Below are 15,163 nucleotides of genomic sequence, written 5' to 3'. Positions count from 1 at the left end.
TCTAATTTGAGGGACAACGGCGGCCCTCAACGACTACTTTTGATACCGCAGAATGCGCCTCGCAAACAACCCGAGGGATGATGATTGGCGTCAGTCGCGGATATGGAGAGCACTTTCATTACTTTCTGGGTGGTTCATTTTCCCACAATCAGAACGAACAACTCGCGACCACGCTTTCACGTTTCCCACTGGTCGGGTTAAAAAATTCCAGTTTTGCCGCGTGCAGCAAAATCCGATCGACCAAAGGTGGTTTGACTTGTTCGACCGGGATTGCTCTGCCTCCGTACAGATTATCACCGACGATCGGAAATCCACGCGATGACGTTTGCACACGCAACTGATGCATTCGGCCTGTCAATGGCTGAAGCTCCAACCGTGTCTGGTCACGATTCGCGTCCATATCGATCGTCCGTACGATTGTCGAAGCGAGCTTCGCACCTTCGGAATTCTGCTCAACCACTTCCGTTCGTGGCTTACCTTTGGTCTTACAAAGGTAGTCCTCCCAGACTTCGTCGAGCATCGCTTGCCCTTGAACAATCGCGACGTAGTGCTTCGTTGTTTTGCGTGATGCGAATTGCCCGCTAAGTAACCGAGCGGCGCGTTTGGTAAGTGCGACAAGCAAAACGCCACTCACGGCACGGTCCAGACGATGTGGAAATGCCAAGTAAGCATCTTGGCGTGAAAGCTGCGCGATCAAACGACTTTCCACGCTCTCGATTCCGGCTGGCGCTTGTGTTGCCAAGCCGCTTGGTTTGTTGATCGCGATCGCGTTATCGCATCTCCAAATCACTTCGATCGGCGAGAGAGAGTCCGAAGACATGCTGTCAGTCTTGGTCGCCGTGTTCTTTGGTGGATGGTTCATCGGTGATCGAGGATCGTCGCGCGTGTTTAGATGATTCCGGCCGTTCACACCTGCCACAGTTCGCAGTTTAATACAGCGTTGATTTAATGCAGCGCTGATTCAATGCAGTGCTGATTCAATACAGTGCTGAACGACTATGCCAACACACATCACAGACGTCGCTAAACGAGTCGGTCGACCGTGCGTACCGTTGAGGGTGCCCCGTGATCACAACCGTTCGGCAACCGAGACCAATCGAGTAACGTACCCCGGCAGCACGGCGTGATCACCATTGCGATGGGCTCCACTTGGTGCCAGCGCATAAAAAAACGAGAGATCCCGGCCACGTCGAAACTCATTCGCCAATCTCCTATCGGCTTACAAGAATCGAACACGGATCTCTCGCTACCGATGTTGTACGTCGTACCTCGTCAACGTCAATAGCATGTCAAGCGGATGCCAGCAAAAACTTTGTCGCGCGTGCGCTCCAAGCAACTGCATTACAACCCAGCATGATCAGTTTCGGTTGCCAAAAACCCAGACTTGGTTCCTACGGACTCGCTCAAAATTTGGTATCGCATTCGCGTTACGTTGTTCGCATGCTCTGAATCGTTCAACGAATACCAAACCCGCTATCGATTTCCAAACGAACACGATGCGGCCGCGTTCTGCGGTGCGAGCTTGTCCAACGTTGTAGGGTTCAAAAGTTACGAATCAACGGTGGTTGATTGATCTTCCATTTGCTTCTCGGTCACAAAGAATCCTCGATTACGATAAAGTGAAACACCAACGATTCGATGAACGACCGCCGCTTCCGATGAGCGATCGGTTTACCGCACTTGTCTTTGCGACGCTGCCCGTCAAGCTTTCCGCATGAACCCGAACTACTCCGCACGACACTACCATTTCGTCACTGGGAAACTTGCAGCGTCTGCCGTTGGTGATATCGTCTCGAAGTTGTCCGAGCGTTATGGGTTTGGCTACTCGATTGACGTGTTGCCGATCACAGTCGCAGCATTGATGACCGCCAAATGGATCGCCAAACGCGTGTCACCACCGGAGTCGACGACACATGTGGTAGTTCCCGGTTACTGCGATCGCGAACTTGACGCGTTAACGCAACGCTTGGACGAAATGGGCCAAGCGGAATTGGTTGTTGGCCCTAAAGATTGCCGCGATATGGGTCAATTATTCGGCCAGCAGCGACCTCCGCTGAACCTTGATCAATATGACATCGAAATCATCGCCGAGATCAACCACGCGCCACGATTGACCATCGCAGAAGTCGTTCGACAAGCCAAGCGACTTGTCGCCGACGGGGCGAATCGGATTGACCTGGGGTGTGATCCGTCTGCACCATCGGAATCAATCGACGGGTACGTTTCGGCGTTGGTTGAACTGGGGATCCAGGTCAGTATCGACACGTTCGATCCGGGCGAAGCGGAGCGGGCAATTCAAGCGGGCGCCTCGTTGGTCTTGAGTGTCAATTCTGGCAATCGTGACAAAGCTGTCGATTGGCCAGCCGAAGTCGTCGTGATTCCGGATACACCGAGTGACCTGGACAGTTTGGATGCGACGGTCGAATTCTTATCGCGAAGAAATGTTGCCATGCGATTGGACCCGATTCTCGAGCCAATTGGTGCCGGACTTGCTGAGAGCCTGGTGCGGTATGCGGAAACGCGGCGGCGTTATCCAGAACTTGCGATGATGATGGGCATCGGAAATTTAACCGAGCTTTCGGATGTCGATTCTGCCGGTATCAATTTGATACTGCTGGGGATCTGCCAAGAGCTGCGCATCGAAAGCGTTTTGACGACGCAAGTGATCAACTGGGCACGGACCAGCGTCCGCGAATGCGATTTGGCTCGGCGAATCGTGCGTGCGTCTGTCCGGCGGCGAACGCCTCCCAAAAACATGTCCGACGGATTGGTGATGTTGCGAGATCATCGGCAAGTGCCATACTCACCCGAGATGTTCGAGGAACTCGCCGTAGCGATCAAAGACAATAACTACCGTCTGTTTGCCCAAGACGATCAGATCCACTTGGTTTCTCGTCAGCTTCACCTTCAAGACGAGGATGCGTTCGGTTTATTCGCCCAACTGCTGGAACAGCCAATTTCGGACAACGTCGATCCGGGGCACGCGTTCTATTTAGGATTTGAGATGGCCAAGGCGACGATCGCGCTACAATTGGGCAAGCAGTACGACCAGGATCGCGCGCTGCGATGGGGGATTTTAACCCAGGAAGAACGTTCGCACCGACTTGAACGCACCAATCGCCATCGTCGCTCGCAAGAATCGGACCAGTGATTCGGGCAAGCTCCTTCCGGGTAAGGTAACTCAGGCTGGTCCGATACTCGTCGTGATCGGCTTTCGTGCACGTCACGATCGAAAGGATCACGGCCCTGGTTTCAGCAGTGATAGGTATGTCTAAATCCCCGTTTGAAGGAGGCGATTTTCAATTTGCGGAAGCCTTTTTCTAAGGCCTCGGCGGTGTACACTGTGCGTTGGGACGTGGTGTCACACACCACGGAACTTTTCTCCCTGTCGGATCGTCAATTTGCTGATCTCGGTTCCCTCCCCAGTCACCGAGACTCGGTCCGCCGCTACCAATACGATGGAACGTCGCTTCGATGGAGTCGACCACCCGCTTCGAACCTAATCTGACGATTACTCACGACGGCCAGCCACGCCCCGCTGGCGATGCCGATCTCGTCCATTGGTACGACCAACTGATCGATCGCCGGAAAGTCAGTTGGACCGGCCACCATCACATGATTCGCCTACTCGGCCGTGGCGGTCAGGGCGAAGTCTATTTGACCGAGTATCGCGGGACGGACAACTTTACCGTTCCCGTCGCGATGAAAATCTTTTCGCCGGAACACTACCAGACCGCGCGAGCGTACGAGGACGCGATGCATCGGATCGCGACGATCGCGTCAAAAGTCGCGCTGATCCAGCATGACAATCTGTTGGCCGTGCAGAACTTTTTTGAACGCAATCGTATCCGTGTCATGATGATGGAGTGGATCGATGGCTATGACTTGCGTCAACTGTTGTCGCCGGATGGTTTGACGCTGCTCAAACGCAACCTGGACAACCGCCGCTATCGATACATTAACGATGTCATCATCACGCACGGACATGATTTTTTGCGTTTCAAAGCGGGCGTCGCGGTCGCCATCATGCGAGACTGTTTGGCTGCACTGGCGGCCTTGCATCGCGAAGGCATTGTGCACGGGGACGTGAAACCGGCGAACATCATGCTTAAGCGAAGCGGTCACGCGAAGCTAATCGACATGGGGTCTGCGATCGAATACAAAAACCCGCCTCGCGAACGAGAGTGCACCCCGCTGTACGCCGCCCCGGAGGTGCTTGAAAACGAACGCGCGACGCCACGTAGCGATTTGGCCAGCGTCGGCTATGTCTTGATTGAGCTGCTCAGTGGACGCAATATCTTTGCCGGCAACGAAAAACTTCGAGATCTGATCAACGCGAAAATCGAACTACCTGGGCGACTGCGCGATCTGTTGCCGAGCGAGGTTTGCCGTAACGAATTGTTGATGCAATTCCTGTTAGGCTTGATCTCACCCGACCCAACGCGTCGTTTCCCCAACGCCGAGGCAGCCGAGCACGTCGATACCGGAGCGGCGGCTTTTCACCGTCAACTGGTTATCGGCGACATGGCTACCGAGTACAACAATGACATCCGTTTATGGCTGGAAGAACTACGACGACTTGAAATTGAACCGTGAATCAACAACACCTGGACGTTGCCATCGAAGCCGCCAAGGCTGGCGCCGCAGAGCTAATTAGCCGCTGGGGCAGTCGAACGGTCACCGAAAAAGCCCCTAAGGACTTGGTGACCGATGCCGATCTTGCCTCACAAAAAGCTGTCCGTTCGATTCTGATGAACGCCTTTGACGACTATGCATTCGTCGGCGAAGAAGAGGGCGAGAACGATCCGCCGGCGAATGTCCGGGCCGGCGATGCGGACGCCCCGCCATGCTGGGTCGTTGATCCGCTCGACGGAACCGTCAACTATGTCCATCGTTTGCAATCGTTTGCCGTCTCGATCGGCTTGTACCACAACGGCAAGATGCGACTGGGCGTGATTTTGGATCCGGTTTCCAACGAGCTGTACTCTGCTGTCGACGGCCAGGGGGCGCACTTAAACGGTTTACCGATCAAAACCAGTGACTGCACCGATTTGTCTCAAGCGCTAATCGCTTGCAGTTTCCCCGCCGGTGTCAAAGGTGACTCGCCCGAAGTGACTCGTTTTGTCAAAGTGCTCGAACGGTGCCGTTCGCTGCGCCGACTTGGCTCGTGTGCGCTCAACATGTGCTACGTCGCGGCCGGACGTCTAGACGGTTACTGGGCGACGAACGTGAGTGCCTGGGACTCTGCCGCGGGAACCGTGATTGCCCGCGAGGCCGGGGCGGAACTGACCGCTTACGACGGCTCGGAATTCGATGACTGGTTGCCACGTTTTTGCGTCACCGCGTCGAAGCCAATTCAACAGACGATGGTCGATTTGCTTGGCGAGGACTGATCGATGGAACTTGACGTTTCAGAACTTTCGGTCCAGGAAACGTACCTGCGAATGGTTCAGATGATCACGCCGCGACCGATCGCGTGGGTGTCGACTGAATCAAAAGACGGCGTCGCCAACCTTGCCCCGTTTTCATTCTTTAGTGGTATCGGTGCGAATCCCCCGACGCTGTGCTTCGCACCGGCTAATAATCCCGACGGATCTCCGAAGGACACGTTGGAGAACATCCGTCAGACCGGCCAATTTGCCGTTAACATCGTCAGTGAAGCGACGGCGGAGGCGATGCATCAGTCCGCCGATCCTGTTGCCCCCGAAGTCGACGAGTTCGAACTCGTCGGGGTCGGCGGAATTCGGTGCGTTAAGATTGCGGTCCCCCGTGTCGAACAAGCAATCGCGACGATGGAATGCACACTTCACTCAACGATTGGACTTGGAACCGGTCCGGGCGGTGCCAACTTGGTCATCGGAAATGTCGTCTACTTTCATCTCGATGATGCCTTGGCCGACGAAAAAGTCCTAAAAACCATCGGCCGTGTCGGGCGACGACACTACACGAAAGTCGACCAAACGTTTCAGCTTTGAAAGACGCCTCTTGGGCGGTTCGCGTTTGCCTTGCATCAGAAGTTGGCAATCAGGCAATTCACGTGGCGGCGCCAGCCTAAACGCAGGAGCCCCTTCCGATGACAGGGCTCTGGCTATTCCAAGAAAGCTGTGATCGATCGCTAATTCCCGTGCCCCTTGTCGACACGGTTCAAGCCACCTGGCAATCGATGGTGTCCCTGGTCGTCCAGGGGCAACTGATGCACAGTGACGATCGCTTCGATTGGGATGTCGCCGTACACATGCGGAAACTTTTCTCCGTTGCGTGAAGCTTCCCAGCGAAGTGACGCCCCCAGTGGTTGCGTAAGGACTTCCAACAGGAGCAAATCGCCATGCCCCATAAAGTAGCGTTCCAACGTTCCGGCGACCTGCGACACATCCGATAGATGAATGAATCCATCATCAAGATCGATCCCATGCCCCGAAAAAACACCATCCTGTTTCGCCAACTCCCAAACCGATCGCGGCAATATTTTGTAGATCACCCCCGACATCATTGCTCTCCATCGGCTTGCAGGATCATGTCCAGCGAATCACTGATTCGCTGGTTAGCGAAATACGGATCATCGGTTCGCCTGGAATATTCTAGCAACGCGGTCGCCAAACGTTCGGCGACGCCATCGGTGCCGGGCCGATTGTAAAAATTCAACAGTTCATCGGGGTCTTGTTCGGCATCAAACAACCACGGGCGGTCATTGATCGAGATAATCAGCTTGTAACGTTCGTCGACGGCTGCGACCCAGCCTGCTTTCGTTCCGGCGTTGCGCAGGAAAGTGATGGAGCTTGTGTTTTCCGAATCGGCTGATTTCAGTTCTTGGGACAGATCACGCCCCTCGTCGTCAGGATTTCCAGAGAGTCCCAGCAGGCCGATCACTGTCGGGGTAACATCAACGGTTCCCATCGGTTTGCGGTACACCGTACCGGCAGGGATTGTACCGGGGAAACGCATCAGCATTGGTACACGGGCAGAACCTTCATAGGAGTTGCCTTTGTTCTGTCGGTCATGTTCGTAGCACAAGTCACCGTGGTCACTGGTCATCACGATCAATGTATTATCCAATTGGCCAGACTGTTCCAAGCGATCGAGCAATCGTCCGATGTTGTCATCGATACACTGAACCATTCCAAAGTAGCGTGACATATCGCTGCCACGAAAAACGGGATGTTTCGTTTCGCCACCGAGCCATTTCGGTGGCGCGACACCCGTTTGATAAGTGCGTGGTGGCGCGAAGGGCAGATCATCGAACCGGTGATCGTATGGGGCGCGAACGGTATTGGGCCCGTGCGGGTCTGGGTAACTTATGACAGTCAAAAACGGTGTGTCTTGGGGTTGCTCGATAAATTCAATCGCACGATCGGTAAGCCAGTCGGTTGCGAACGTTTTCTCGTTGGCATCATCGACACCATAAGTCGGCTTGCCATTCTTTCTCGCACCGACTCGTGGCTTCCCGTCGACGATTTCAAACTTCTTCCAATGTCCACGGTTAAACATGTACTCGGTGGATTGAAAGCCACCATCAACCTTGGGCTTCCATTCCGGCTTTCCGGGGCCACCGAGATGCCACTTTCCGATGAACGCGGTTCGATAGCCGGCGTCTCCGAGCCGGTCTGCAAGTGTCGGAACCCGTCGGTCAAGTACCATGTTGTTTTGCGGTGCACCGGTATGATGCGGATACCGCCCCGTGATCATTGCCGCCCGGCATGGCGTACATACCGGCGCCGTCGCGTATGCCCGTGTACCGATGACTCCCTCCTTCGCGATACGATCTAAATTGGGAGTTTCGACGATCGCCCCCTCACCCCACATTTCCGCTTGGGGACGCGACATTAACTCGCGATAGCAGCCGAGAGTGCGAAAGTTGTGTTCGTCTGTGATTAAGAGCAAGACGTTCGGCTTCGTTGACTCCGCACATGAAAACCGCACGGCCCCGAATGTTGCGCTGACGAGAAGAACAAGAGTGACGACTTTCATCGATGTTTTATCCTGGATTAGAGAACGACAATCGCGTCTGTCCGCTCGAAAGCAGCATTCGTCAAAACTCGAAACGGACGAATCACTCAGACGGTACAGGACGCCGGTTCTAGTATTTTGTTCAAAAAAGAATTGGCGGTTGAGCCGCATGGCGTTTGGCACAGCGGCGTGGCCATCACCGTGGGTGTACGCTCGCCAGCAGACCAATCAAAACCGAATGACCAAATGGGCAAAGCTTCAGTCTAGCCATTTGAAATTAGCATGGCTTGGGCGACGGAACAATTCATCACGGAGAATCGAAGTTGCCGCCGTTTGCTCCTTCGATGATCGCTGCGGCGGTAGTCCAACACGATCACATTAGCCGACTTTGAATGACCCAATGTGCCAAAGATTCCCCGAAGGGTCGTGCAAGAAGAATTCCCGTCCCCAATCGTTCTCTTGAATCTCACTCAGACGCACGCTGGGAAACCGATCGACGATCCCCAGGGCGACGATTTCCGAACGCCGCCGCGCGACATCATCGACCTCCAGGAACACCATCGTGTTATCAACCCAATCCTTGACGTAGTATCGCTGGAGATAGAACCAGACCGACTGAGAATGAAACGCCGACATCTGGTCTGAGATCGTTCGCTCTACAAATCCGAGTTCACGATAAAACGACCGCGAAAGTTCGAAGTCGGCCGCACCAAGGAATGGCCGAATTCGAGTGCACCCGGCCGGAAAGCTTTCCAGAGAATTTGAGCCCATCGTTGCCACCGTAAACCGAGAGTATTCGAGTTTCAGAAGATGAGGGTTTAGAACACGAGTTCTAAACTTAACCGATTCGATCCCTGAGAGCTGTCGGTGTGACTGGCGTACAGTGCGGCCGTGGGGTTGTTTCTTCGGACGCCAACAATAGCTTCGCCCAGCACGAAATCGATGAGGATAAGATCAGTGGGTCACGTAGTCCCGCTGAAAAGTGACCGGGGGAACGAATTCGGGATCGGTTTCACGAAAGATCAAAAGCTCTGCGATGTTTTCCCGGGTTAGTAGCCCTACGAGTCGCCCGTCGTTAATCACCAACAAGGCGGGGACATCCGATTCCTGCAGACGAACCATCGCAGATCTCAATGAGTCTGAAGGAGCGGCAGCCACATCTTCGGCCGGCCGCATCATGGTGTGAACGCAGGCATGCAACATCCCTCTTTGAAGACCTGAAACAATGTCGCTGCGGTAAATCAATCCGATCACTTGACCGTGCTCGTCGAGCACCGGGAAATCCTGTTGCGAACCATCGAGCAACAAATCACGCAGGTGCAACAAATGATCGTCGCCCTGGGCTGTCTGCATGTGTGCAATCATCGCTGCCCGAACGGGAAGGTCTCGAACTAAAGTGGTCGACCGCACGTGCTGGGCTTCGGCGCGAGCACCGAAGAATACAAAGACCGCGATCAAGATAAGAAAGGGATTTCCGAATAGCCCTAAGAATCCCAAGCCAAACGCCAGGACTTGGCCGACGCTCGCGGCGATATCTGTCGCCCGAATCCGGTTTAGCTTCATCGCCAGGGCAGCACGAAGCATCCTACCGCCATCCATCGGAAATGCGGGTATCAAGTTGAACGCGACCAACATCACGTTGATCACCATCAAGCTTTGTAAGAACGGCACAAAGCCGCCCGCCCCTTCAAGAATGGCGGCGGGGATCAGCGGGCTGCCCAAGACCGCGAGGACAATAGCGAGCGCACCTGCGATAACGACATTGACAGCCGGACCGGCAATGGCGACCACCAACTCTTCGCGTGGGCGTTCGGGAATTTCGCGAAGTCGGGCGACACCACCAATCGGAAGCAGTGTGATGTCATGCGTCGGAATCCCATAAAAACGCGCCGCTAGCGCATGGCCGTATTCGTGTGCGAGCACGCACGCGAAGACGCAAATGACCAGCACGATATTAGCGATTGCGGCCGCCAGCGTTGCACCACCCCAGACCGCTGAGCCGCCGACCCAGGCGAGCAACAACAGGAATGTCCAGTGGACATACACGTCGATTTCGGCAAATTTCCCCAGGCGATATGAACCATTCATCAGACCAAACCTTCTTCACTTTTGTCAGTCAAAAACGTCACGGGTTCCTCAATGCAGATAATGTGCCGAACGAATGCTTGTTTCAGCACATTCGTACCGTACGGTGAACCCTTGGGCGAAAAACGTTCAAGTTGATTTAATCGCCAACGATATCCTCGGCGCACAGCGTCCATGCCTGCCGATTGATCAACCGGCTTTCGGCCTCGAAACTAACGTTCGGAAAACCACACACGGTCATCGATTTACGTACCCCACTTCTGAAAAATGAACGACACCCACGAAAGCGAATCCCTGCCTCATGTCGTGATACTCGGTGGCGGATTTGCCGGGCTTGCGGTCGCCCAACAGCTCAAGCGGACCGATGTAAGGATTACCCTGGTCGATCGGCGTAACTTTCACCTTTTTCAACCGCTGCTCTATCAAGTTGCAACCGGCGAGCTTTCGCCCGCGAATATCGCCAGTCCGTTGCGGGCGATTTTGGAACGAAACAAAAACGTGGAGGTACTGCTGAGCGAAATCGAGCGGCTGGATCTGGAGAACCGGCGGGTGTGTTTGAGTGACGCCGAACTCTCGTTCGACTATTTGGTGGTTGCGACCGGATCGACGCATCATTACTTCGGCAATGAGCATTGGCGGCAATTCGCGCCCGGCTTGAAAACGGTAGAGGATGCGACAGAGATTCGAGCCAAGATCCTGGAGGCATTTGAAGCGGCGGAGTTGGAAGATGACCCGAACGTGATCAACGCATTGCTGACGTTTGTGATCGTCGGAGGCGGTCCAACGGGTTGCGAGCTCGCCGGGGCACTCGCCGAAGTCGCCCATCGAACTTTGAAGCATGAGTTTCGGAAAATCGATCCCGCACAAGCGAAAGTCATGCTGGTTGAACCCTCCGCGGCTCCGTTGCATTTTTATCCCAGCCCATTGCCGACAAAAGCTGCCGAAGCACTTAGTGGACTTGGGGTCGACGTCGTCACTGGTTACCACGTCACTGACGTTGACGACTGTAGCGTGACGTTGAAGGCATCCCACGACGCATCGACTCGAACGATTCAGACACGGACGGTGATTTGGGCAGCGGGAGTCAAGGCCTCGCCACTGGGTGAACAACTCTGTCAGCAAGCGGAATTGTCGCCTGCCCGTGGCGGGCGTGTTCCGGTTCAATCCGACTGTAGCATCGAAGGAAATGAACGCGTGTTTGTTTGCGGCGACTTGGCAAAGTTTGATGACCCCGAGAAAGGTGACTTGCCAGGACTTGCTCCGGTCGCAAGTCAAATGGGACGCCACGCCGCTAAGTGCGTTCAGGCGGATCTTAAAGGGAAACCTCGAAAGCCATTCCGTTACTTCGACAAAGGAAGCTTGGCGGTAATCGGCCGCTTGCATGCGGTCGGCAGCATTGGGCGATTCAAATTGCACGGGTTCGTTGCCTGGTCCATTTGGCTGATGATACACCTGATGTACATCACCCGCTTTCGAAATCGCGTGTTGGTTTTGGTTCAATGGGGATGGGCGTTTTTCACTCGCGATAGATCAGCGAGATTGATCACGGGACCAAGTCGAATCCATTCTCAAACGTCTCCTTCGGAGCAAGCCCGTTCGGCGTGATCAGCGAGGTGTCAACATTGGTTACCGTCACGTATCCCGTTCGTTTACGCCAAACAGGCCTGCATTCCCGTCGACGCTGATGATGCCGCCACCGCCGCAACCGCTTCGACCGGCTGCATCGGAACAGGCATGATGACTTCGGCGGCAGGAATTAATCGCAAGTTTGAACAACGCGACAGATAGAACTGACGCGGCTCTTCGCGGCAGAGGCACAACGCCAACACACGGTCGTTTCCGACAAAACGAATCGGGCTGACGACCCGGCGCGTCCGATTGCCTTTCGCATCGGCATACTCAAGTTCGACTACAAATGTTTCCGAGTCGATCATTGCTCGTCGTAGAATTTCTTTCATCTCTGTCTCCTTCGAATCAAAATCGGGACTCAGGCGACTTGTTCGAGTTTTATCGCGGGACTCGTTTTCGCCTGCAGGAGAAGTATCAGCGGGCCCCGGACACATCCGGTCACTCCGAGAAGAACTCGACGATTTACGCCACCTGACCGCCGCAATACGCCTTTCTTTCGACCGCAGGCGAGATCGACACTCCGCCGGAGATGCTAACTTAGAAGCCAAATCCCAAGGCTGCGGTGGGGCGGGCCAGATCAGGGGCGGGCGCACAAAAAAAGGCGAGGCCAGTTCCGAAGAACCGACCACGCCTCGCACGGGGGGACGCTTAATATCTTGTTGTGGCAGTCGCGGTGAGACACGTCCCTCGCACATCAAGAAACTAGTCCGAGTCTGTCCCGGACGAGGCGTCAACTTGAATAAATGGGTTGGATTTCGAATTCCGCTCTCAGAATCCTTGCGGTCTGTAGCGATCGCATCGATTGCGTTGGAGACGCAGCGTTACCTGGGAACACGCTGCGTGGGGACACGCTGCTCATCGCTTCCCGCCAGGTCGCCTACACGAGTGCCTCGCGAAGCTTTCGGTGGGCGTCGGGAATGTTTTCGTACGGAGCCTCGTCTTCGTATTCCAAGACGACAAACCCTTGGTAGCCCGCGTCCTTGAGGATTTTTCCGACCCGCGTCAGATCCGCCGGGTATTTCGAGCGATCGGGACGCCGCATGCTGACTTTCACCTGGACGTTGACCGCATACGGAACACACCGCTGAAGATCGCCGTAGGGATCGTCCGTAAAGAAGTTGCCGGTATCGAGATTGATACCGACCCACGGGTGGTCAATCGCCTCGATTAGCGAAAGCAATTGCTCGGCACGAAGATTACCGTGATTTTCGATTCCCAAAAAGACACCTCGTTTAGCGGCATGATCGGCACAGCGTTTCATCGCCTCGACGGCTTCATCAAATCGCTCTGGGTGCTCGTCAAGTTCCTTGCCTGTTCCCGCGAAAAAGCGAATATGAGGAGCCCCCAACACCGCCGCGTGATCGATCCACTTGATAGCCGAATCGATTTCTTGGTCCAGCTTGTCGCCAGCCCCGCGGGTGAAGTTGTTTCCAATTGCGGTCCCTGAAATCGTGACGCCCTTGAGAAATGCTTGTCGCTTGAGTTCCAAAAAGTAAGCGTCGTCGGCATCAGGCTTAAAGAAGTAGCTGGTCAGCTCGGCCGCTTGGAAACCCTGAGCGACGCAATAGTCGAGGAATCCAATCATGTCGATCGCCTTTTCCAAATCAGCCGGCTTCTTCTCCTTGCCCTTCATGAACGAAAAGTAATTGCGCAGCGAATAGGCCGCCAATCCGATTTGAAATCGCGGACCTCCCTTTCGTGCGAACGCTTCGGCCGCATCGAGTGAAGACTGCGTCGAAGCGAGTCCGCCGGCTCCGGCAATCATCGCTGTTGACGAAAAGGCTGCGGAGGAAATGAACTGACGACGCGACGTGGAAGTTTGTTGAGGCATGGGTCAAACGCGGTCGAAGGGGAAGGAAATCGTGGGACGCAGATGACAGAACACCAATCATGTTGGCAAGCTGAAACCAATCGTGGCCGCTATTGTACTCACTTCCACCTGATCGACTGCCGCGCCAGGAGGAAAACGGCACCGTCGGCGATCGATCTCTGCGGACCGGACACGATGTCACACTGCGCCGTCCCCAAGGCTAGCTACCATGTAAACTTGCCGAATCGAGAGCCGAAGGTGAACGTCAAACGAGCATCACCGGTTCACATCGGTGCGAAGTCTTCGGCACATTGGCGAAAACCGAGACGCGCGGAATTTGTCTCGACCGCCTCGTTCCATTTGAAGGTACGAGTGCGAGTCTTCGGCCGACGGGCGTTTGCCCCGGTGATAGCTCGGGAAGCGTGGCTAACGCCATTCGGCTAGCCCTTCTACCGCGTTGGAACGAAGCTCTAGCGGGCCGCTTCGATCAATTCCCGCGCCCCCTGTTCGATCAGTGTTTCGCTGACTCGCTTGCCCAGTTCCTGCGCCGAATCGAACCAATCGCTGCTATCCAATTCAATCGCGCAGCTTGCTGACTGTTCCAGGCAAACTTTTCCGTCCAACGAAAGCACACGCGCTTTGAGTGTCAGTTTGTCCGATCGGTCGATCGTCGCCAACGCGGCGATTGGTGCCAAGCAACCGCCGTGCAGATCGGCAAGCATCGTTCGTTCGGCGAGCGTGCAGGCGTGTGAACGTGGTTGATTGATTTGCGAAACAATCTGACTGGCCCAGGAATCATTTCTTCGCACTTCGATCGCTAGCGCACCTTGACCGGGGGCTGGCAACATCATCTCAAGTGGCAGTTCGACCCGTGGAAGATCATGCATCTCCAAACGTTCGATCCCCGCGGCGGCCAAGACAATCGCGTCGAACTCACCGTCCCGCATTTTTTGCAAGCGTGTCTGGACGTTCCCACGGATCGACTGGACATCCAAATCGGGACGGAGACGCTTGAGTTGGGCGGCGCGACGACGGCTTCCCGTACCGACGCGTGCCGTTTGGCGCAGTTCGTCGAGTTTTAATCCGGTCGGCGAGACAAGGCAATCCGCGACCGTCTCCCGGTCGGGTGATGCGACCATGATCAAATCAGGATGAGGTTCCGTCGGCAGGTCTTTCATCGAATGGACGGCAACATCACCCTCGTCGTCGATCAATCCTTGCTGGATGCGTTTGGTAAACACGCCGACAGACCGTTTGCCATCGATCGGACGCATATCGACATCCCCGCTGCTGACCATCGGCACGATTATCGGCCGTTCGGTCAATTCGGCCAGAAGGCCGGCGACGTGTTCGGCTTGCCACATCGCGAGTGGACTTTCACGGGTCGCGATTCGTAAAACTCGACGCTCAGACGTTGCGGGCTGAGGTGACGATAATGACGATTGGTCCGGCTTTGGCAAAACGTCGGAAGGGGGGAAAGAGTTTTGGAGGGGACGCTACCGCCCGACGCGGCAAAATGCTTACGCAAAGCGTACGTTCTGAAACCTTCCCAACTTACCGTCCCCTCACGCTCTCCGACACCAGGGGAAGCAACCTTGGTGGCAACACCTAACGCAACTCTGCCGAGATTCGGCGTGCATCCCTGGACGGGAAAGAAATAGAATAGGACGATGTGCCCGCCGGCGAAATTTTAGT

Annotated in this window: 13 protein-coding genes; 5 read left to right on the top strand and 8 right to left on the bottom strand. The window is 55.1% G+C overall.

The genetic code is table 11. The annotated features are described in order from the left end of the window. Window positions 1-148: 148 nt before the first annotated feature. On the bottom strand, window positions 149-862 hold the full coding sequence (locus FYC48_RS26165) for an RluA family pseudouridine synthase (RefSeq protein ID WP_235034446.1): 714 nt from the start codon (window positions 860-862) through the stop codon (window positions 149-151). A gap of 852 nt (window positions 863-1,714) precedes the next feature. Here FYC48_RS26165 and FYC48_RS26160 point away from each other — a divergent pair. The 4 genes from FYC48_RS26160 to FYC48_RS26145 all read left to right on the top strand — a co-directional run bounded on the left by FYC48_RS26160 (window position 1,715) and on the right by FYC48_RS26145 (window position 5,975). After that, complete coding sequence (locus FYC48_RS26160; RefSeq protein ID WP_149499750.1) at window positions 1,715-3,151, top strand: DUF6513 domain-containing protein; 1,437 nt, start codon at window positions 1,715-1,717, stop codon at window positions 3,149-3,151. A gap of 323 nt (window positions 3,152-3,474) precedes the next feature. Next, window positions 3,475-4,596 carry a serine/threonine protein kinase gene (locus FYC48_RS26155; RefSeq protein ID WP_149499749.1) on the top strand — a complete coding sequence of 374 codons (1,122 nt, stop codon included), beginning with the start codon at window positions 3,475-3,477 and terminating at the stop codon, window positions 4,594-4,596. Then, complete coding sequence (locus FYC48_RS26150; protein WP_149499748.1) at window positions 4,593-5,393, top strand: inositol monophosphatase family protein; 801 nt, start codon at window positions 4,593-4,595, stop codon at window positions 5,391-5,393. The genes FYC48_RS26155 and FYC48_RS26150 overlap by 4 nt, the downstream gene beginning before the upstream one ends. Before the next feature lie 3 nt (window positions 5,394-5,396). Then, the gene (locus tag FYC48_RS26145) at window positions 5,397-5,975 is read left to right on the top strand and encodes a flavin reductase family protein (RefSeq protein ID WP_149499747.1); all 579 of its coding nucleotides are present in this window, start codon (window positions 5,397-5,399) and stop codon (window positions 5,973-5,975) included. A 140-nt stretch (window positions 5,976-6,115) separates the two neighbouring features. Here the strand turns inward: FYC48_RS26145 and FYC48_RS26140 are convergent, their stop codons facing one another. From FYC48_RS26140 to FYC48_RS26125, 4 genes are all read right to left on the bottom strand, one after another. After that, on the bottom strand, window positions 6,116-6,478 hold the full coding sequence (locus tag FYC48_RS26140; protein ID WP_200836706.1) for a DUF952 domain-containing protein: 363 nt from the start codon (window positions 6,476-6,478) through the stop codon (window positions 6,116-6,118). 8 nt (window positions 6,479-6,486) lie between these two features. Further along, window positions 6,487-7,965 carry a sulfatase family protein gene (locus FYC48_RS26135; protein WP_149499746.1) on the bottom strand — a complete coding sequence of 493 codons (1,479 nt, stop codon included), beginning with the start codon at window positions 7,963-7,965 and terminating at the stop codon, window positions 6,487-6,489. Window positions 7,966-8,322: 357 nt separating this feature from the next. Beyond that, window positions 8,323-8,715 (bottom strand): VOC family protein, encoded by a 393-nt coding sequence (locus tag FYC48_RS26130; RefSeq protein WP_149499745.1) that lies wholly within the window; start codon window positions 8,713-8,715, stop codon window positions 8,323-8,325. 183 nt (window positions 8,716-8,898) lie between these two features. Next, on the bottom strand, window positions 8,899-10,032 hold the full coding sequence (locus FYC48_RS26125; RefSeq protein ID WP_149499744.1) for a site-2 protease family protein: 1,134 nt from the start codon (window positions 10,030-10,032) through the stop codon (window positions 8,899-8,901). 264 nt (window positions 10,033-10,296) lie between these two features. Between FYC48_RS26125 and FYC48_RS26120 the strand changes: the two genes are divergently transcribed. Then, window positions 10,297-11,634 (top strand): NAD(P)/FAD-dependent oxidoreductase, encoded by a 1,338-nt coding sequence (locus FYC48_RS26120; RefSeq protein WP_235034445.1) that lies wholly within the window; start codon window positions 10,297-10,299, stop codon window positions 11,632-11,634. A 44-nt stretch (window positions 11,635-11,678) separates the two neighbouring features. Here the strand turns inward: FYC48_RS26120 and FYC48_RS26115 are convergent, their stop codons facing one another. The 3 genes from FYC48_RS26115 to hemC form a co-directional block, all read right to left on the bottom strand. Next, complete coding sequence (locus FYC48_RS26115) at window positions 11,679-11,987, bottom strand: WYL domain-containing protein (RefSeq protein ID WP_230775960.1); 309 nt, start codon at window positions 11,985-11,987, stop codon at window positions 11,679-11,681. Window positions 11,988-12,535: 548 nt separating this feature from the next. Continuing rightward, a complete protein-coding gene (locus FYC48_RS26110) occupies window positions 12,536-13,489 on the bottom strand; it encodes a sugar phosphate isomerase/epimerase family protein (RefSeq protein ID WP_235034444.1) in 954 nt (317 codons plus the stop codon). 449 nt (window positions 13,490-13,938) lie between these two features. Further along, on the bottom strand, window positions 13,939-14,928 hold the full coding sequence (gene hemC / locus FYC48_RS26105; protein ID WP_261363495.1) for a hydroxymethylbilane synthase: 990 nt from the start codon (window positions 14,926-14,928) through the stop codon (window positions 13,939-13,941). Between the last annotated feature and the right edge of the window lie 235 nt (window positions 14,929-15,163).

Source organism: Roseiconus lacunae, assembly GCF_008312935.1.
GTDB lineage: Bacteria > Planctomycetota > Planctomycetia > Pirellulales > Pirellulaceae > Stieleria > Stieleria lacunae.
The sequence above is the reverse complement of the archived record's forward strand: the minus strand, read 5'-3'. Positions and strand labels throughout refer to the sequence as shown.

Bases quoted from the DNA above. Each gene is read 5' to 3' on its own strand.
- FYC48_RS26165 (WP_235034446.1), bottom strand. From the start codon at position 862: ATGAACCATCCACCAAAGAACACGGCGACCAAGACTGACAGCATGTCT.
- FYC48_RS26160 (WP_149499750.1), top strand. From the start codon at position 1,715: ATGAACCCGAACTACTCCGCACGACACTACCATTTCGTCACTGGGAAA.
- FYC48_RS26155 (WP_149499749.1), top strand. From the start codon at position 3,475: ATGGAGTCGACCACCCGCTTCGAACCTAATCTGACGATTACTCACGAC.
- FYC48_RS26145 (WP_149499747.1), top strand. From the start codon at position 5,397: ATGGAACTTGACGTTTCAGAACTTTCGGTCCAGGAAACGTACCTGCGA.
- FYC48_RS26135 (WP_149499746.1), bottom strand. From the start codon at position 7,965: ATGAAAGTCGTCACTCTTGTTCTTCTCGTCAGCGCAACATTCGGGGCC.
- FYC48_RS26130 (WP_149499745.1), bottom strand. From the start codon at position 8,715: ATGGGCTCAAATTCTCTGGAAAGCTTTCCGGCCGGGTGCACTCGAATT.
- FYC48_RS26125 (WP_149499744.1), bottom strand. From the start codon at position 10,032: ATGAATGGTTCATATCGCCTGGGGAAATTTGCCGAAATCGACGTGTAT.
- FYC48_RS26120 (WP_235034445.1), top strand. From the start codon at position 10,297: ATGAACGACACCCACGAAAGCGAATCCCTGCCTCATGTCGTGATACTC.
- FYC48_RS26115 (WP_230775960.1), bottom strand. From the start codon at position 11,987: ATGAAAGAAATTCTACGACGAGCAATGATCGACTCGGAAACATTTGTA.
- FYC48_RS26110 (WP_235034444.1), bottom strand. From the start codon at position 13,489: ATGCCTCAACAAACTTCCACGTCGCGTCGTCAGTTCATTTCCTCCGCA.